At 59.0% G+C, this 14509-nt stretch carries 16 protein-coding genes; 13 read left to right on the top strand and 3 right to left on the bottom strand.

What is annotated here, in order from left to right; translation table 11 throughout:
* Positions 1-32 precede the first annotated feature (32 nt).
* Genes KGA98_RS23890 through KGA98_RS23905 form a run of 4 tightly spaced genes read left to right on the top strand, consistent with a single transcriptional unit; the run spans position 33 to position 3209 of the window.
* The gene (locus KGA98_RS23890) at positions 33-698 is read left to right on the top strand and encodes an RraA family protein (protein WP_150812765.1); all 666 of its coding nucleotides are present in this window, start codon (positions 33-35) and stop codon (positions 696-698) included.
* Complete coding sequence (locus KGA98_RS23895; RefSeq protein ID WP_150812764.1) at positions 698-1360, top strand: RraA family protein; 663 nt, start codon at positions 698-700, stop codon at positions 1358-1360. The genes KGA98_RS23890 and KGA98_RS23895 overlap by 1 nt, the downstream gene beginning before the upstream one ends.
* Complete coding sequence (locus KGA98_RS23900; RefSeq protein ID WP_150812763.1) at positions 1360-1998, top strand: RraA family protein; 639 nt, start codon at positions 1360-1362, stop codon at positions 1996-1998. Before KGA98_RS23895 ends, KGA98_RS23900 begins: the two co-directional genes overlap by 1 nt.
* Positions 1995-3209: a pyridoxal phosphate-dependent aminotransferase gene (locus tag KGA98_RS23905; protein WP_150812762.1), complete on the top strand. Its 1215-nt coding sequence runs from the start codon at positions 1995-1997 to the stop codon at positions 3207-3209. The genes KGA98_RS23900 and KGA98_RS23905 overlap by 4 nt, the downstream gene beginning before the upstream one ends.
* A 57-nt stretch (positions 3210-3266) precedes the next feature.
* On the opposite strand, the gene KGA98_RS23910 is transcribed toward KGA98_RS23905, so the two are convergent.
* A complete protein-coding gene (locus tag KGA98_RS23910) occupies positions 3267-4571 on the bottom strand; it encodes a dicarboxylate/amino acid:cation symporter (protein ID WP_150812761.1) in 1305 nt (434 codons plus the stop codon).
* A 323-nt stretch (positions 4572-4894) separates the two neighbouring features.
* On the opposite strand from KGA98_RS23910, the gene KGA98_RS23915 reads away from it, so the two are divergent.
* From KGA98_RS23915 to KGA98_RS23955, 9 genes are all read left to right on the top strand, one after another.
* Complete coding sequence (locus KGA98_RS23915; protein WP_007896342.1) at positions 4895-5434, top strand: thiamine pyrophosphate-binding protein; 540 nt, start codon at positions 4895-4897, stop codon at positions 5432-5434.
* Positions 5422-6018 carry a thiamine pyrophosphate-dependent enzyme gene (locus KGA98_RS23920; protein WP_150812760.1) on the top strand — a complete coding sequence of 199 codons (597 nt, stop codon included), beginning with the start codon at positions 5422-5424 and terminating at the stop codon, positions 6016-6018. The genes KGA98_RS23915 and KGA98_RS23920 overlap by 13 nt, the downstream gene beginning before the upstream one ends.
* A 66-nt stretch (positions 6019-6084) precedes the next feature.
* Positions 6085-7248, top strand: a complete 1164-nt coding sequence (locus KGA98_RS23925; RefSeq protein WP_150812759.1) for an acyl-CoA dehydrogenase family protein — start codon at positions 6085-6087, stop codon at positions 7246-7248.
* A gap of 20 nt (positions 7249-7268) precedes the next feature.
* Positions 7269-8471: a CaiB/BaiF CoA transferase family protein gene (locus KGA98_RS23930; protein WP_191626084.1), complete on the top strand. Its 1203-nt coding sequence runs from the start codon at positions 7269-7271 to the stop codon at positions 8469-8471.
* A gap of 37 nt (positions 8472-8508) precedes the next feature.
* The gene (locus KGA98_RS23935) at positions 8509-9273 is read left to right on the top strand and encodes an electron transfer flavoprotein subunit beta/FixA family protein (protein ID WP_150812757.1); all 765 of its coding nucleotides are present in this window, start codon (positions 8509-8511) and stop codon (positions 9271-9273) included.
* Positions 9274-9289: 16 nt separating this feature from the next.
* Positions 9290-10234: an electron transfer flavoprotein subunit alpha/FixB family protein gene (locus KGA98_RS23940; RefSeq protein WP_150812756.1), complete on the top strand. Its 945-nt coding sequence runs from the start codon at positions 9290-9292 to the stop codon at positions 10232-10234.
* A 25-nt stretch (positions 10235-10259) separates the two neighbouring features.
* Positions 10260-11102: a MaoC family dehydratase N-terminal domain-containing protein gene (locus tag KGA98_RS23945; protein WP_150812755.1), complete on the top strand. Its 843-nt coding sequence runs from the start codon at positions 10260-10262 to the stop codon at positions 11100-11102.
* On the top strand, positions 11099-11914 hold the full coding sequence (locus tag KGA98_RS23950) for an HpcH/HpaI aldolase/citrate lyase family protein (RefSeq protein ID WP_150812754.1): 816 nt from the start codon (positions 11099-11101) through the stop codon (positions 11912-11914). The genes KGA98_RS23945 and KGA98_RS23950 overlap by 4 nt, the downstream gene beginning before the upstream one ends.
* A gap of 247 nt (positions 11915-12161) precedes the next feature.
* Complete coding sequence (locus KGA98_RS23955; protein ID WP_150812753.1) at positions 12162-12503, top strand: hypothetical protein; 342 nt, start codon at positions 12162-12164, stop codon at positions 12501-12503.
* A gap of 110 nt (positions 12504-12613) precedes the next feature.
* Here the strand turns inward: KGA98_RS23955 and KGA98_RS23960 are convergent, their stop codons facing one another.
* Positions 12614-12925, bottom strand: coding sequence for a hypothetical protein (locus KGA98_RS23960; RefSeq protein ID WP_223504134.1), 312 nt, complete (start codon positions 12923-12925; stop codon positions 12614-12616).
* 168 nt (positions 12926-13093) lie between these two features.
* Complete coding sequence (locus tag KGA98_RS23965) at positions 13094-14506, bottom strand: aldehyde dehydrogenase family protein (protein ID WP_150812752.1); 1413 nt, start codon at positions 14504-14506, stop codon at positions 13094-13096.
* Positions 14507-14509 lie beyond the last annotated feature (3 nt).

A 14509-nucleotide genomic window follows, 5' to 3' on the forward strand; every position in this document is an offset into this window, starting at 1 on the left:
CTGGCCGCCTCCGTCACCGCAGGGGCTACCCCATGAACAAAAAGAGTTTGCTGGATCGCTTGGCAGCGCTAGATACCAACACGGTATCCGACGCCCTCGACTTCCTCGGCCTGGCTGGTGCCACCGTGGGACTACGCCCGCTTTGGAACTGCCCGAAGATCATCGGTCGCGCCAGTACCGTGTTGCTGGCGCCAAAAACCGACAGCGTGCCCACCGTGCATCTGATCACCCCGGTAGTGGAGCAGATTGACAGCGACGATCGCGTGCTGGTCATTGCCGGCGGTATCGAGGGCATTTCCTGCTGGGGCGACATTCTCGCCAACGCCGCGGCCGGCAAACAGGTGCGCGGCACGGTCATCGACGGCTTCAGTCGCGATATCGATGGCAGCGAGTCGATTGGCTACCCGGTATATGGCCGTGGCGTCACCATGATCAGCGCGCGCAATCGGGTGGTGCAGATCGATGCCGCCGTGACGATCAATGTGGCGGGCGTCGACGTCAGCGAAGACGACTATGTCATCGCCGATAACTGCGGAACGGTGTTCGTGCCCCAGGCTTACATCGAGAAGGTAGTCGATCTTGGCGAGCGCATTACCCGTCGCCAGGACGGCATGGTGGAAGCGGTTCGCAGCGGCCGCTCAGTGGCCGAAGTGATGCATGACACCCAGTTCGAAGCTATCCAGGTGGAGCGTTCCTGATGAATCTTGAAGACCAAGCACTTGTCGCCCTGTTTGAGGGCCTGGACACCCCTGGCGTCTCCGATGCCCTGGACAAACTCGGCCTGCCCGGCCAATGCCTGGGCGTGGCACCGCTGGACAATTACAGCAAGGTCATCGTCGGACCTGCCTTCACCGTGCAGTACGTTTCGGCCAGCGTGCCTCCCGGTACTGTGGGCGACTTCATCGAAGACGTGCTCCCCGGTGACGTCGTGGTGATCGACAACAGTGGCCGCACAGACTGCACGGTATGGGGCGACATCATGACCCAGTACGCCAGCAGCCGGCAGATTGCGGCCACCGTCATCGACGGTGTTTGCCGAGACGTGAACAAGGCGCTGAGCGACGGCTATCCGATCTTCAGCAAGGGCCGCTTCATGCGCACCGGTAAGGACCGCGTACAGGTTCAGTCGGTCAATCAACCAGTGTCTGTCGGCACGGCTCGCGTCTGTGCCCGGGACATCGTGGTGGCCGACGCCAACGGCGTGGTGATTGTGCCTCGCGCCCGGGCAACTGAAGTGGCCGCGTGCGCCCGCCAGATCGAGTCGGTCGAAGCCGATATCCGAGCCCTGATCGCTCAAGGCAAAACCCTCAAGCAAGCCCGCGCCGCACTGGGTTACCACCACCTGCAGAGGAAAGTCTGATGACCACGCTCCCCCTCCCGTTGAATTTCCACGAACGAGCAAAAGTCCTGGGCAGCTCGACGCTGTATGAAGCGTCCCATCTGCCCTGTGCGGTCGACAGCGCGATCCGTCCCGTCTGGGACGGTGCCTTCATCGCCGCGCCGGCCTACCCACTGGAGTGCTCGCCGGGTGACAACCTGTCGTTGCACCTGGCAATGGAACGCGTGCCTCGCGGCAGCGTTCTGGTGGTGGGTACGGGAAGTTTCATCGCCGGTTACTGGGGTGAAGTGCTGACCGTGGCAGCCGAAGCGGCAGGCGTGGTCGGCCTGGTCATTGATGGGGGCGTTCGTGATATCGCGGCGCTGAAGAAGCGCCAGTTTCCAGTATTCGCGCGCGGCATCTCGGTCAAAGGCACCGTCAAGGTCAGCGCGCCCTCCGTGGGCCAGCCATTCAATTTCAATGGCGTAGGCGTGGCGGTCGGTGACCTGGTCGTAGCCGACGATGATGGCGTGATCATCATTCCCAAGTCGGATGCCGCACGTACCCTCGCTGAAGGCGAAGCTCGCGCGAACAAGGAGGCGCTGATGATGCAAGCATTGACCGAAGGTCGCTCGACCCTGGAACTGATGAACCTTACCGAATGGAGAACCCGCGCATGAGCGCTGATATCCAACGTCTGAACCAACGCCTGGCCTGTGCGCAACCTTCCGCGACCTATCGGATAATCGATAGAGTGGCTGAGCGCCGGGCGCAAGGTGCGAAGATCATTTCGCTGTGCGCCGGCGAGCCAGATTTCGATACACCCGAACATGTACGTGAAGCGGCCATTCACGCCATCGAACACGGCCACACCCGCTACACCCAGGTCGCCGGTGTACGCTCACTGCGAGAAGCGGTGGCCGCCAAGTTCCGTCGTGAGAACGGCCTGGACGTTACCTGGCAAGACACCCTTGTCTGCAACGGTGGCAAGCAGGTGATCTACAACGCCCTGGCCGCGACCCTCAATGAGGGTGACGAAGTCATCGTGCCGGCGCCGTACTGGGTCAGTTATCCGGAGATGGTGCAACTGTGTGGTGGTGAAACCAGAATCGTCACTTGCGATGCCGATACCGGATTCAAGCTGACGCCCGCGGCACTGACCGCGGCGATCACACCGCAGACCCGCTGGCTGATCCTCAACTCGCCGTCCAACCCGACGGGCGCAGTTTACAGCCGGGATGAGCTTCAAGCCTTGGTGCAGGTGTTGTTGGCACACCCTCACGTGTTGATTCTGGCCGATGACATCTACGAACACCTGATCTTCGACGATCAAGTATTCCATACCCTCGCCCAGGTTGAACCACGGCTCGCCACGCGAACCCTGACCATGAACGGTGTTTCCAAGGCCTATGCCATGACCGGCTGGCGTATCGGTTTTGCCACCGGGCCACGCTGGCTACTGGAGGCCATGGAAAAACTGCAAGGTCAGCAAACCTCAGGTGCAAGCTCGATCTCACAGCAGGCCGCACTCGCCGCACTGGAGGGGCCCAAGGACTTCATCCGCGAAAGCCGTGCCGCTTTTCAGGGGCGTCGCGATTTGATGGTGGAGCTTTTGAACGCCACACCTGGTCTTGAATGCGTCAGCCCAGCCGGGGCGTTTTACGCGTTCGCCTCCTGCGCGGGGCTGATCGGTCGCACCTCAGCGGGCGGTCGAGCGCTGCTCACCGATGAAGACGTCGCCCACGCATTGCTCGACGAAGCGAATGTGGCGGTGGTGCATGGCAGCGCGTTTGGCCTCGGCCCCTACATTCGCATTGCCTACGCCCTGGATGATGCTTCATTGCTCAAGGCCTGCGAGGCCATCCGCGCGTTCTGTAGCGCCCTGCGTTAACCCAAGTGTATTTGAACGAACCCGGCCATCGCCGGGTTTCGTTTTTCTCGGCACGGGTCAGACAGTCAGCGGTTTCTCCCCCACGCCACCCGAAGCGTCCAGCGCGGCGGCGTCTCGCTCGGCCTTATCCTCACTCACCAACTCGCCTTCCCATTTGGCCACCACAGCCGTGGCGATGGAGTTGCCCACCGCGTTGGTGGCCGAGCGGCCCATATCGAGGAAGGTGTCGATCCCCAGAATCAGCAGCAAACCGGCTTCGGGAATATCGAACTGGGTCAGCGTCGCGGCAATCACCACCAACGAAGCCCGGGGCACGCCGGCCATGCCTTTGGAGGTCAGCATCAACGTCAACAACATGGTGATCTGCGTGCCGATGGACATCTCGATGCCATAGGCCTGAGCGATGAACAGTACGGCAAACGTGCAGTACATCATCGAGCCGTCAAGATTGAAGGAATACCCCATGGGCATGACGAAACTCGAGATTCGGCGCTTGACCCCAAAACGATCCAGCGCATGAAGAATCTTCGGGTAAGCCGACTCGGAGCTGGCTGTAGCGAAAGACAGAAGGAAAGCCTCTCTGATCAGCACCACCAGTTTGAACACCCGACGCCCCAGAAACATCCAGCCGGCAAACACCAGCATCACCCAGAGCACCATCAGCCCGAGATAGAAGTCGCGCATGAACACGGCGAACTTGACCAGAATGGACAGGCCGTTAATTGAAACGGTCGCGGCCATGGCCGCCATCACCGCCAGCGGAGCAAGCTTCATCACATAACCGGTAACCTTCAACATCGCGTGGGACAGATCTTCGATGACATTCACCAGGCCCTCGGCTTTCTTGCCCAGGGAGGCCAGCGCAACGCCGAAGAATATCGAGAACACCACGATTTGAAGAATTTCGTTGGTGGCCATGGCCTCCGCGAAAGATTTGGGCACCAGATGTGTCATGAAATCCTTGAGGGTGAACACCGACGTTTGCAGGTTGGTCGCACTGGTCACCTCTGGTAATGGCAATCCCAGGTTATGCCCGGGTTGCAACAGGTTGGCCATGACCAGCCCTACCGACAGCGAGATCAACGAGGCCGTCAAAAACCAGCCCAGTGCCTTGCCGAACACCCGGCCGACAGCGCTGGCATCCCCCATGTATGCGATGCCCACCACCAGGGTCGAGAACACCAGAGGGCCAATGAGCATTTTGATCAGGCGTAGAAAAATGTCAGAGACGATCGAGATGTAACCGGCCACTCTCGTCGCCGCCGCTTTGTCCGGGAAGTTCAGGAAAATCATGTAGCCGATAAGAATCCCCAATAGCATGGCGATCAGAATGCCTGCCGCGGCCGGTAGCCTGTTTTTCATTAGGTGTGCCCCCTACTTATTGTTGTAGTTGCGTCGGTTACGCGCTGTAACCACGTAGCCGAAAACTACCCTAGCCCCACCCCGTCAATAAGAGCGGATCACGCTCTAGCTGATATGCCCAAATGCTATGGCCAGGCGCCCAGGCTCAGCACCTTTGCCCTTCCCATACTTTGTGGTTATCGCAGTTCGCCACTGCGCCATGCATTCACCGTCCAGCTATATAAAACGGGCATATCTCAAAGACAAAAACGGTAGTCGTCGTTCTCCTTCAGCACTCCCAGAATGTGTGAAAACACAAAAGCAGCACTGCTTGGGAGATGGGCATGTCAACAGAAGCTGAACAAACCGTGGGGCAGGATTGGCAGGAGGATGTATTCCGCGTGCTCAAGGCCCACGACGTCAAACACGTGGTCTTCGTACCGGATGCAGGTCACTCGGCGGCCATCCGCATGTCGTATGCCGACCCGGACATCAAAGCCGTTGTCCTCACCACCGAAGAAGAAGGCATCGGCTACCTCGCCGGCGCCTGGCTCGGCGGTGAGCGCGGCGCCCTATTGATGCAGTCCAGTGGTGTCGGCAACTGCATCAACACCCTGGCACTTCAGGTATGTGCCGGCTTCCCGCTGTTGATGGTGGTCACCATGCGCGGCGACTGGGCCGAATTCAACGCGTGGCAGAACCCGATGGGCCAGGCCACCGAAGCCTCCCTGAACCTGATGAAGGTCATGACCTGGCGCGCAGATGTCCCGGAAGACGTCGCCCCGCTGCTGCACGGTGCCGCAACCATGGCCTTCAACGGTGATTCCGCCACTGCCCTGCTGCTCGGTCAGCGCCTGATTGGAGAAAAGAAATGGGTCAAGTAAGCGCAAACCACACCCTGTGCCGCCGCGAAGTGGTCAAAGCCTTGCTGGCCGACCGCAAAGATGTGCTGGTCGTGACCGGTCTGGGCTCAGCGTCTTATGACGTCATGGCCGCCGGCGACCATGATCTGAATTATTACCTCTGGGCTGCCATGGGCAGCGCAATAACGGTCGGCCTGGGCCTGGCGAATGCCCAGCCGGACAAGTCGGTGGTGGTAGTCACCGGTGACGGTGAGTTACTCATGGGATTCGGCGCACTGGCCACGGTAGCACTGCAGAAGCCCGCCAACCTGACCATCGCAGTGCTGGACAACGGTCACTTTGGCGAGACCGGCATGCAAGTCAGCCACGCCGGTTTCGGTATTTCCCTGGACCAGGTGGCGAAGACTTGCGGCTTCAGTTGGACCGACGAAATTCGCGACATGGAAGGCGTACACGACCTGCGCGAACGCTTCGCTACCCGTGACGGCGTCAAGCTCGCGACGATCAAGATCAAAGCAGAAAACCCACCCCGGGTGCTGCCACCCCGTGATGGTCACTACGTCAAAAATCGCTTTCGTGCTGCGCTGGGTTTCAACCCGATCTGATTGCGCCCTACCCGAACCCGGTCACGCAGGGCTGATGCCATGCGTGACGCGTTGAGGAGAATAATAATGACCGACCGCAACTCTGATGAACTCAATGCCATCCGCGAAGGCGTACGCGCCTTGTGTGCTGAATTCGATGCCGCGTACTGGCGCAAAGTCGACGAAGAAAAAGGTTTCCCGGAAACCTTCGTCAAGGCCCTGACCGACGCCGGTTGGCTGGCTGCGATGATTCCTGTCGAATATGGCGGCTCCGGCCTCGGGCTGGCCGAGGCCTCGGTGATCCTCGAAGAAGTGAACCGCTGTGGCGGCAACTCCGGCACCGTTCACGGGCAGATGTACAACATGTTCACCCTGCTGCGTCATGGCAGCGAGGCACAGAAAAGCTACTACCTGCCGAAACTGGCCAACGGTGAACTGCGCCTGCAATCGATGGGTGTGACCGAGCCCACCACCGGCACCGATACCACCAAGATCAAGACCACCGCGATCAAACGCGGCGACAAGTACGTGATCAACGGGCAGAAAGTGTGGATCTCGCGAATCCAGCATTCCGACCTGATGATCCTCCTGGCGCGCACTACGCCCTTGGCCGAGGTGAAGAAAAAGTCCGAAGGCATGTCGATCTTTCTGGTCGACCTGCGCGAGGCCATCGGCAACGGCATGACCGTGCAGCCGATCGCCAACATGGTCAATCACGAAACCAACGAACTGTTCTTCGACAACCTGGAAATCCCCGCTGACAGCCTGATCGGCGAGGAAGGCAAAGGCTTCCGGTACATCCTCGACGGGCTGAATGCCGAACGCACACTTATCGCTGCCGAATGCATCGGCGACGGTCGCTGGTTTATCGAAAAGGCCAGTGCTTATGCCCGAGACCGTGTGGTGTTCGGGCGCCCTATCGGGCAGAACCAGGGCGTGCAGTTCCCCATCGCCGAAGCCCACATCGAAATCGAAGCGGCTGACCTGATGCGCTGGCGTGCCTGCGAAGAATACGACAGCGGCATCAACGCCGGGGCCAGCGCCAACATGGCCAAGTACCTGGCAGCGAAAGCGTCCTGGGAAGCGGCTAACGCCTGCTTGCAGACCCACGGAGGATTCGGCTTTGCCTGCGAATACGACGTCGAACGCAAATTCCGCGAAACCCGTCTGTATCAGGTAGCGCCCATCTCTACCAACCTGATCTTGTCCTACGTTGCCGAACACCTGCTCGAGCTGCCGCGCTCTTTCTGATAACAAGAGAGATAAAAATCATGAGCCAGCCCAAAAGCATCCGTCCGCTCGATGGCCTTACCGTCGTCAGCCTTGAGCATGCCATTGCCGCGCCCTTCTGTACCCGACAACTGGCCGATCTCGGCGCAAGGGTGATCAAGGTCGAACGTCCAGGCACAGGCGATTTCGCCCGGGGCTACGATCAACGCGTCAACGGTCTGGCCTCGCACTTTGTCTGGACCAATCGTTCAAAAGAAAGCCTGACCCTCGACCTGAAGCAGGATTGTGCCGCCGACGTGCTGGACAGTTTGCTGGCCACCGCCGATGTGCTCGTGCAGAACCTGGCGCCCGGTGCGGCCGCGCGAATGGGGCTGTCATTCGAGGTGCTGCACCAGCGTTTTCCGCGCCTGATCGTCTGCGACATTTCAGGCTATGGCGCCGGTGGCCCCTACGAGAAGAAGAAAGCCTACGATCTGTTGATCCAGAGTGAAGGCGGATTCCTGTCGGTCACCGGCGGCCAGGGCGAGGAAGAAATGGCCAAGGCCGGTTGTTCAATTGCCGATATCGCGGCCGGCATGTACGCCTACACCGGCATCCTGTCTGCGCTGTTGTTGCGTGAACGCACCGGTGAAGGCAGCCACCTCGACGTTTCGATGCTCGAAAGCCTGGTCGAGTGGATGAACTACCCAATGTACTACGCCTATGACGGAGCTCCTCCGCCCCCTCGCGCCGGCGCTGCACACGCCACCATTTACCCCTACGGTCCCTTCCCTGTCGGTGACGGCACCACGGTGATGCTGGGCTTGCAGAACGAGCGTGAATGGCAGTTGTTTTGCGAGAAGGTGCTGCTTGCGCCCGGGTTGGCCAAAGACCCGCGTTTCTCGGCCAACTTCAAACGTGTCGAAAACCGCAATGTGCTACGGGAATTGATCGTTGAATCGTTCTCCACGCTCAACTTCGATGCGGTGATCGATCGCCTGGACCAGGCGCAAATCGCTAACGCCCGAGTGAACGATATGCAAGGTGTCTGGGACCATCCGCAACTTCAGGCGCGTGATCGCTGGCGAGCAGTCGAAACCTCTGCTGGCCCCGTTCCGAGCCTGGTCCCGCCCGGCAGTAACAGTGCGTTCGAACCTCGCATGGATGCCGTGCCAGGACTTGGCCAACACACCGAACAAGTGCTCAAGGAGCTGGGACTGGGGGCAGAGCGCATTGAACAAATGCGTGCCACCGGTGCCATCTGACGGCAACGATCAAAGTTTTTCGAGAGAACACTGCCCAATGAAGATCCTGGTAGCTGTGAAACGAGTGGTCGATTACAACGTGAAAGTTCGCGTGAAAGCCGACAACTCTGGCGTCGACCTCGCCAACGTCAAGATGTCGATGAACCCGTTCTGCGAAATCGCCGTGGAAGAAGCCGTGCGCCTGAAAGAACTCTCTATTCAAGAAGGGCGCGTTGCGACTGAAATCGTCGTTGTCTCCGTAGGCCCGTCCACCGCTCAAGAGCAACTGCGCACCGCGCTGGCTCTGGGTGCCGACCGCGCCATCCTCGTCGAGTCCGCCGAAGACCTGACTTCCCTGGCCGTTGCCAAACTGTTGAAAGCTGTTGTCGACAAGGAACAGCCTCAGCTGGTGATCCTTGGCAAACAGGCCATCGACAGCGACAACAACCAGACTGGCCAGATGCTCGCTGCATTGAGCGGCTACGGTCAGGGCACGTTCGCTTCGAAAGTCGAAATCAGCGGCGACAGCGTAGCTGTGACCCGTGAAATCGACGGCGGCGCGCAGACAGTTTCCCTGAAACTGCCGGCGATCGTCACCACCGACCTGCGTTTGAACGAGCCGCGTTATGCGTCTCTGCCAAACATCATGAAAGCCAAGAAGAAGCCTCTCGAAGTAGTGACTGCGGATGCTTTGGGCGTTTCCACCGCCTCCACCAACAAGACTTTGAAAGTCGAAGCGCCGGCTGCACGCAGCGCGGGTATCAAAGTCAAGTCGGTGGCTGAACTGGTCGAAAAACTGAAAAACGAAGCGAAGGTGCTTTGAGTTAAGGAGCCGAATCATGACTATCTTGGTAATTGCAGAACACGACAACAAGGTTGTGGCTCCTGCCACCCTGAACACCGTTGCTGCTGCCGCCAAAATCGGTGGCGACATCCACGTTCTGGTCGCTGGCCAGGGTGTGGGTGCCGTGGCTGAAGCCGCTGCGAAAATCGCTGGCGTGAGCAAAGTATTGGTAGCTGACAACACTGCCTACGCGCACCAGCTGCCGGAAAACGTCGCTCCTCTGGTTGCAGTTCTCGCCCAAGAAACAGGGGCTACGGGCTACAGCCACATCCTGGCTGCCGCCACTTCCAACGGCAAAAACATCCTGCCGCGCGTTGCCGCTGCACTGGACGTTGACCAGATCTCCGAGATCATCTCGGTAGAAAGCGCTGACACCTTCAAGCGCCCGATCTACGCCGGTAACGCCATCGCTACCGTTCAGTCGAACGCTGCGGTCAAGGTGATCACCGTGCGTGCCACCGGTTTCGACCCGGTTGCAGCCGAAGGTGGCTCCGCTGCCGTTGAAGCTGTTGGCACTGCCCACGACGCTGGCATCGCAAGCTTCGTTGGCGAAGAACTGGCCAAGTCCGATCGTCCGGAACTGACCGCTGCCAAGATCGTCGTTTCCGGCGGTCGCGGTATGCAGAACGGCGACAACTTCAAACACCTGTACGCCCTGGCCGACAAGCTGGGCGCTGCCGTCGGTGCATCGCGCGCCGCGGTCGACGCAGGTTTTGTTCCCAACGACATGCAGGTCGGTCAGACCGGCAAGATCGTTGCTCCACAGCTGTACATCGCCGTCGGTATCTCCGGCGCGATCCAGCACCTGGCCGGCATGAAAGACTCCAAAGTGATCGTTGCGATCAACAAGGACGAAGAAGCGCCGATCTTCCAGGTGGCCGATTACGGCCTGGTGGCGGACTTGTTTGAAGCGATTCCAGAAATGGCCACCCTGGCCTGATTGCCGACTGACAGGAGCGATAAATATGAGCAGTTCCGATTTTTCAGCCTGGATTGGACGTCGTCAGGAAAGCCAGGACCGGATCAGTTTTACTTTGGTCAAACGTATTGCCGCGACGATGGGCGAGCCGGTACCCCGGTCGGGTGAATCGCTGCCGCCTTTGTGGCACTGGGCGTTTTTTCAGGAACCGGTTACCGCCGACGAACTGGGTCCGGACGGTCATCCGGCGCTCGGGGGATTCCTGCCGCCCGCCCACAACCGCAACCGCATGTGGGCGGGTAGTCGACTTGAGTTTTACCAGCCGTTGAAGGTGGAGGCTGACGTGACCTGTGTGTCAACCATCCTCAACGTCGAAGAGAAGCACGGTCGCACGGGTTCCTTGTTGTTCGTCACGGTGCGCCATGAGTATTTTCAGGATGGCAAACGCGCCCTGCAGGATGAGCAGGACATTGTCTATCGGGAACCCACTCCACCCAAACTGAGCGGCATCGAGGCGATACCGGAGGGCCAATGGCGGGACCTGGTCGTCCCCTCCCCGACCTTGCTGTTCCGTTACTCCGCCGTCACCTTCAATGGCCACCGGATTCACTACGACTGGCCATACGTCACAGAGACCGAGGGTTACCCGGGATTGGTGGTGCATGGTCCTTTGATCGCCACGCTGAATTTGCGCGCGTTTACCAAAGCGCACCCGAACGCGCGCTTGAAGCGCTTCACCTTCCGTGGCGTCCGTCCCTTGATTTCGCCTCAGCCTTTCGAGGTCGGCGGACGCCTGATTGATAGCGGCAAGGCACAGCTCTGGGCAGGTAATCAGGACGGCATGGCGCAGACCGGCGAAGTCGAGTTCAGCGCGGGAGAAACACCATGAATACCTCCATTGTTCGCTCCGCCCTTTTTGTCCCGGCCACTCGTCCGGAGCGCATACCCAAAGCCATCGCTACCGGTGCGGACCGGGTCATTGTTGATTTGGAAGATGCCGTACAGGAGAACCTCAAGGAACAGGCGAGGGATAACCTGGAGCGCTTTTTGAGTGACAATCCGCAAGCCCGGATTCTGGTGCGGGTCAATGCTCCGGATCACTGGGCCCACATGGCAGATCTGGAGCTTTGTCGACGACACGCTGGCGTGATCGGTATTTTGCTACCCAAAGCAGAAAGCGCGGAGCACGTTCTCACGGGCGCCAATACTCAAAAACCGATCTGGCCCATCATCGAAAGCGCCAAGGGCCTGGCCGAACTCCAAGCGATTGCCCAGACCCAAGGCGTTGAGCGCTTGTCATTCGGAAGTCTTGATCTGGGCCTGGACCTGAATTTGACCACCGGCAGTCCTGCCGCCGAAGAGATCCTGAGTCACGCTCGATACGCAGTACTGCTCGCGACTCGGGTGGCCGGCCTCGCTCCGGCGCTGGATGGCGTGTTTCCTTCCATACAGGACACCGTCGGCCTGCACAGCACCGTTCAGTTTGCCCGCGACATGGGGTTTGGTGGCGCGTTATGTATCCATCCGAGCCAAGTGGCGATTATCCATCAAGCGCTAAAACCCGGTCTGGAGGAACTGCTCTGGGCACAACGCATCATGGACGCCGCCAGTTCGGGTGAAGGTGTATTCGTGCTCGACGGGCAAATGGTCGACGCGCCTGTCATTGGCCGTGCGCAGGCCATCCTGGCGCGCGCGACCTGACTCAACGGCAGCGCTCTTGCACCGTACGCGAATTTTGTAACGCACGGACCGTATGGCTGGACCGTCACTATCAACCAGCCAATCGCCAAGCCCGGCGAGACCTGTCGCCAAATAAAAGATGGGCGAGTCCGAAAAAGACTCGCCTGACCCTTATGAGAATTTTTTGATGCGTGCCTTCCCTTAAACTCCACCAGGAACGCGCCTACACTGAGATGCACAGCGATTGAGAGGACATGGAGCTCCACGCATGCGGACTAGCGCCCTTGTGATACTCCTTATCAGCTATGCCGTGCTGATGGTGGTTTTTTTCAAGCTAAATGCTCGAAACAATCTACGCCGCAGAGAGGGTCTTTACGAAGCCTTTGAAACGACTATGCGACAGCATGGGATCAAATCTTTCGAGATCCTCAAGGAAAGTATTTATATCGGTAACAACTTTCGGCCATCAGAACTGTGCCGGGTATTGCTGGACGATTCAGGGCACTACTTTCTTTACTTGCACGCCAGCAACGCGCAACCAACTTTAACGCCGCTGACCGAGGAGCGAGCGTTACAAGCTGCACAAGGTGACATAGGAATTCAGGCATAGATCATCGCAACCGCCACAAGTCACCTCCGAGCACATTCGGAGCAAGGAAATACCTCCCCTTTTCCTCGGCATGCTCACGCCATCACCTGGCGTGAGCATGCGCCGATTACTCAGGTAAAGGCGAAGTCCGCCTCGGTGATGGCTGCCTGTGGGACACCGGTCAAGGTGATGCTTCCCACACCCGGCTGGTCAGTGACGGTTATGACGGCCTCACCGTTCTGCTCTCCAACAGTGAGATTCGCAAAGGCCAATCCGCTGGTACTCAGGTTGATCAGGTCAGTGCCGTCCTCGAATTTTATGACCCTTCGTACGCCCACACTGGGAAGACTCTTTAATACTGTCCGTCCCCTCAAAGCTTTGCTGCCAGCTTCGGTTCGATTTCGGTCGGCCACGACATGCACAAAGCGGCCAGAAGTCGTCATTCTTCAGATCTCACCGCCCCCCGCCCCCAGAACGCAACAGACGCTTTTTTGGCGATTATCCAGCTCAGTGGAAATATTCAACTTCTTCTCCCCATTCAGTAAAACGCATTGGGCAGGTGACCAAACCGACCCAATGCCATACGAGCTGATCCATTTACCGCGAATCGACTAACCCAACGTGTTAAGGCACACCACCTTGGGTTGGGTCATTTCCTCATAGGCAAAACGTACGCCTTCCCGGCCCAGGCTACCGTACTTGGAACCGCCAAACGGCATCGCGTCGAAGCGGTAGTCGGAAGAGTCGTTGATCATCACCCCTCCGGCTTCGATCCTCCGGGCAGCACTCATCGCCGTAGCCAGATCATTGGTGAAGATCCCGGCATGCAGGCTGTATTCGGGCTCATTGGCCAACGCAATGGCTTCATCGAAGGTTTCGAAAAGCTGCAATACCACCACAGGAGCGAAGACTTCATTGCGCCAGAGTCGACTGGAGTGATCGACGTTTTCCAACACGGTGGCGGCATAGCACGATCCTTCACGCCGATGGCCGCAGAGCAACGTGGCGCCCTCCTGCAAGGCCTCGTTCACCACTTGCTCTGCATTCTGCGCAGCATGCGCAGTAATCATGGGGCCGATATCGGTATCGGCCAGTAATGGATCGCCGACCACAAGCGCACGGGCCTGACTGACAAAACGCTCTCGGAACGCTTCATAAATCGACGCCTGAATAAGCAAGCGCTGGGTGCCTACGCAGTTCTGTCCCGCAGCCCAAAAGGCTCCGGACACGCAACTCTCGACAGCCGCCTGAAGGTCGCAATCGCCCATGACGATTACCGGCGCATTGCCGCCCAGGTCCATGGCCAGTTTCTTCAACCCGGCCGTGCGGGCAATCTGCTCTGCGGTGACGAAACCGCCGGTGAAGGAAATCATCCGCACCTCACGGGCGGCGACCAACGCCTTGCCCAGTTCTGCGCCGCCGGTGGCGACTGTAACCACTGATTCAGGCAAGCCTGCTGCGACCAGATAAGACACCAGTTTAATCGCCGACAATGGCGCGAGCTCGGATGGTTTGAGAATCACCGCGTTACCGCCCGCAATGGCCGGACCGAGTTTATGCGCCACCAGGTTCAACGGATCGTTGTACGGCGTGATCGCGACGATCAGGCCCAAGGGCTCGCGAGAAAACCAGCCCTGACGCGATTCGGAGCCTTCATAAGCATCGAAAGGCACCACCTCCCCAGCATTGCGCCTGGCCTCCTCGGCCGATAGCTTGAGGGTGTTGACGCAGCGTTTGACCTCCTTTTCCGCCTGTTTGAGGGTCTTTCCGGCCTCATCGACGATCAGCCTGGCAAACACTCCGGCATCACGTTCAATATTGATTGCGGCTTGCTCAAGAATGCGAGCCCGACGATGACGCGCTAATGCGGCGCATGCTCGTCTACCACTGCGTCCCGTCTCCAATAACTGCGGAACTTGCGACGCACAGACATTCGTTACGCTACCGATGACGGAACCGTCATAGGCGTTAAAGACTTCAATGGGCGGCTCCACGATATCCAGAACCAGGCGCGATAGTTTCACAGG

The organism is Pseudomonas sp. BF-R-24 (genome assembly GCF_019947335.1).
Taxonomy (GTDB): Bacteria; Pseudomonadota; Gammaproteobacteria; order Pseudomonadales; family Pseudomonadaceae; genus Aquipseudomonas; species Aquipseudomonas jessenii.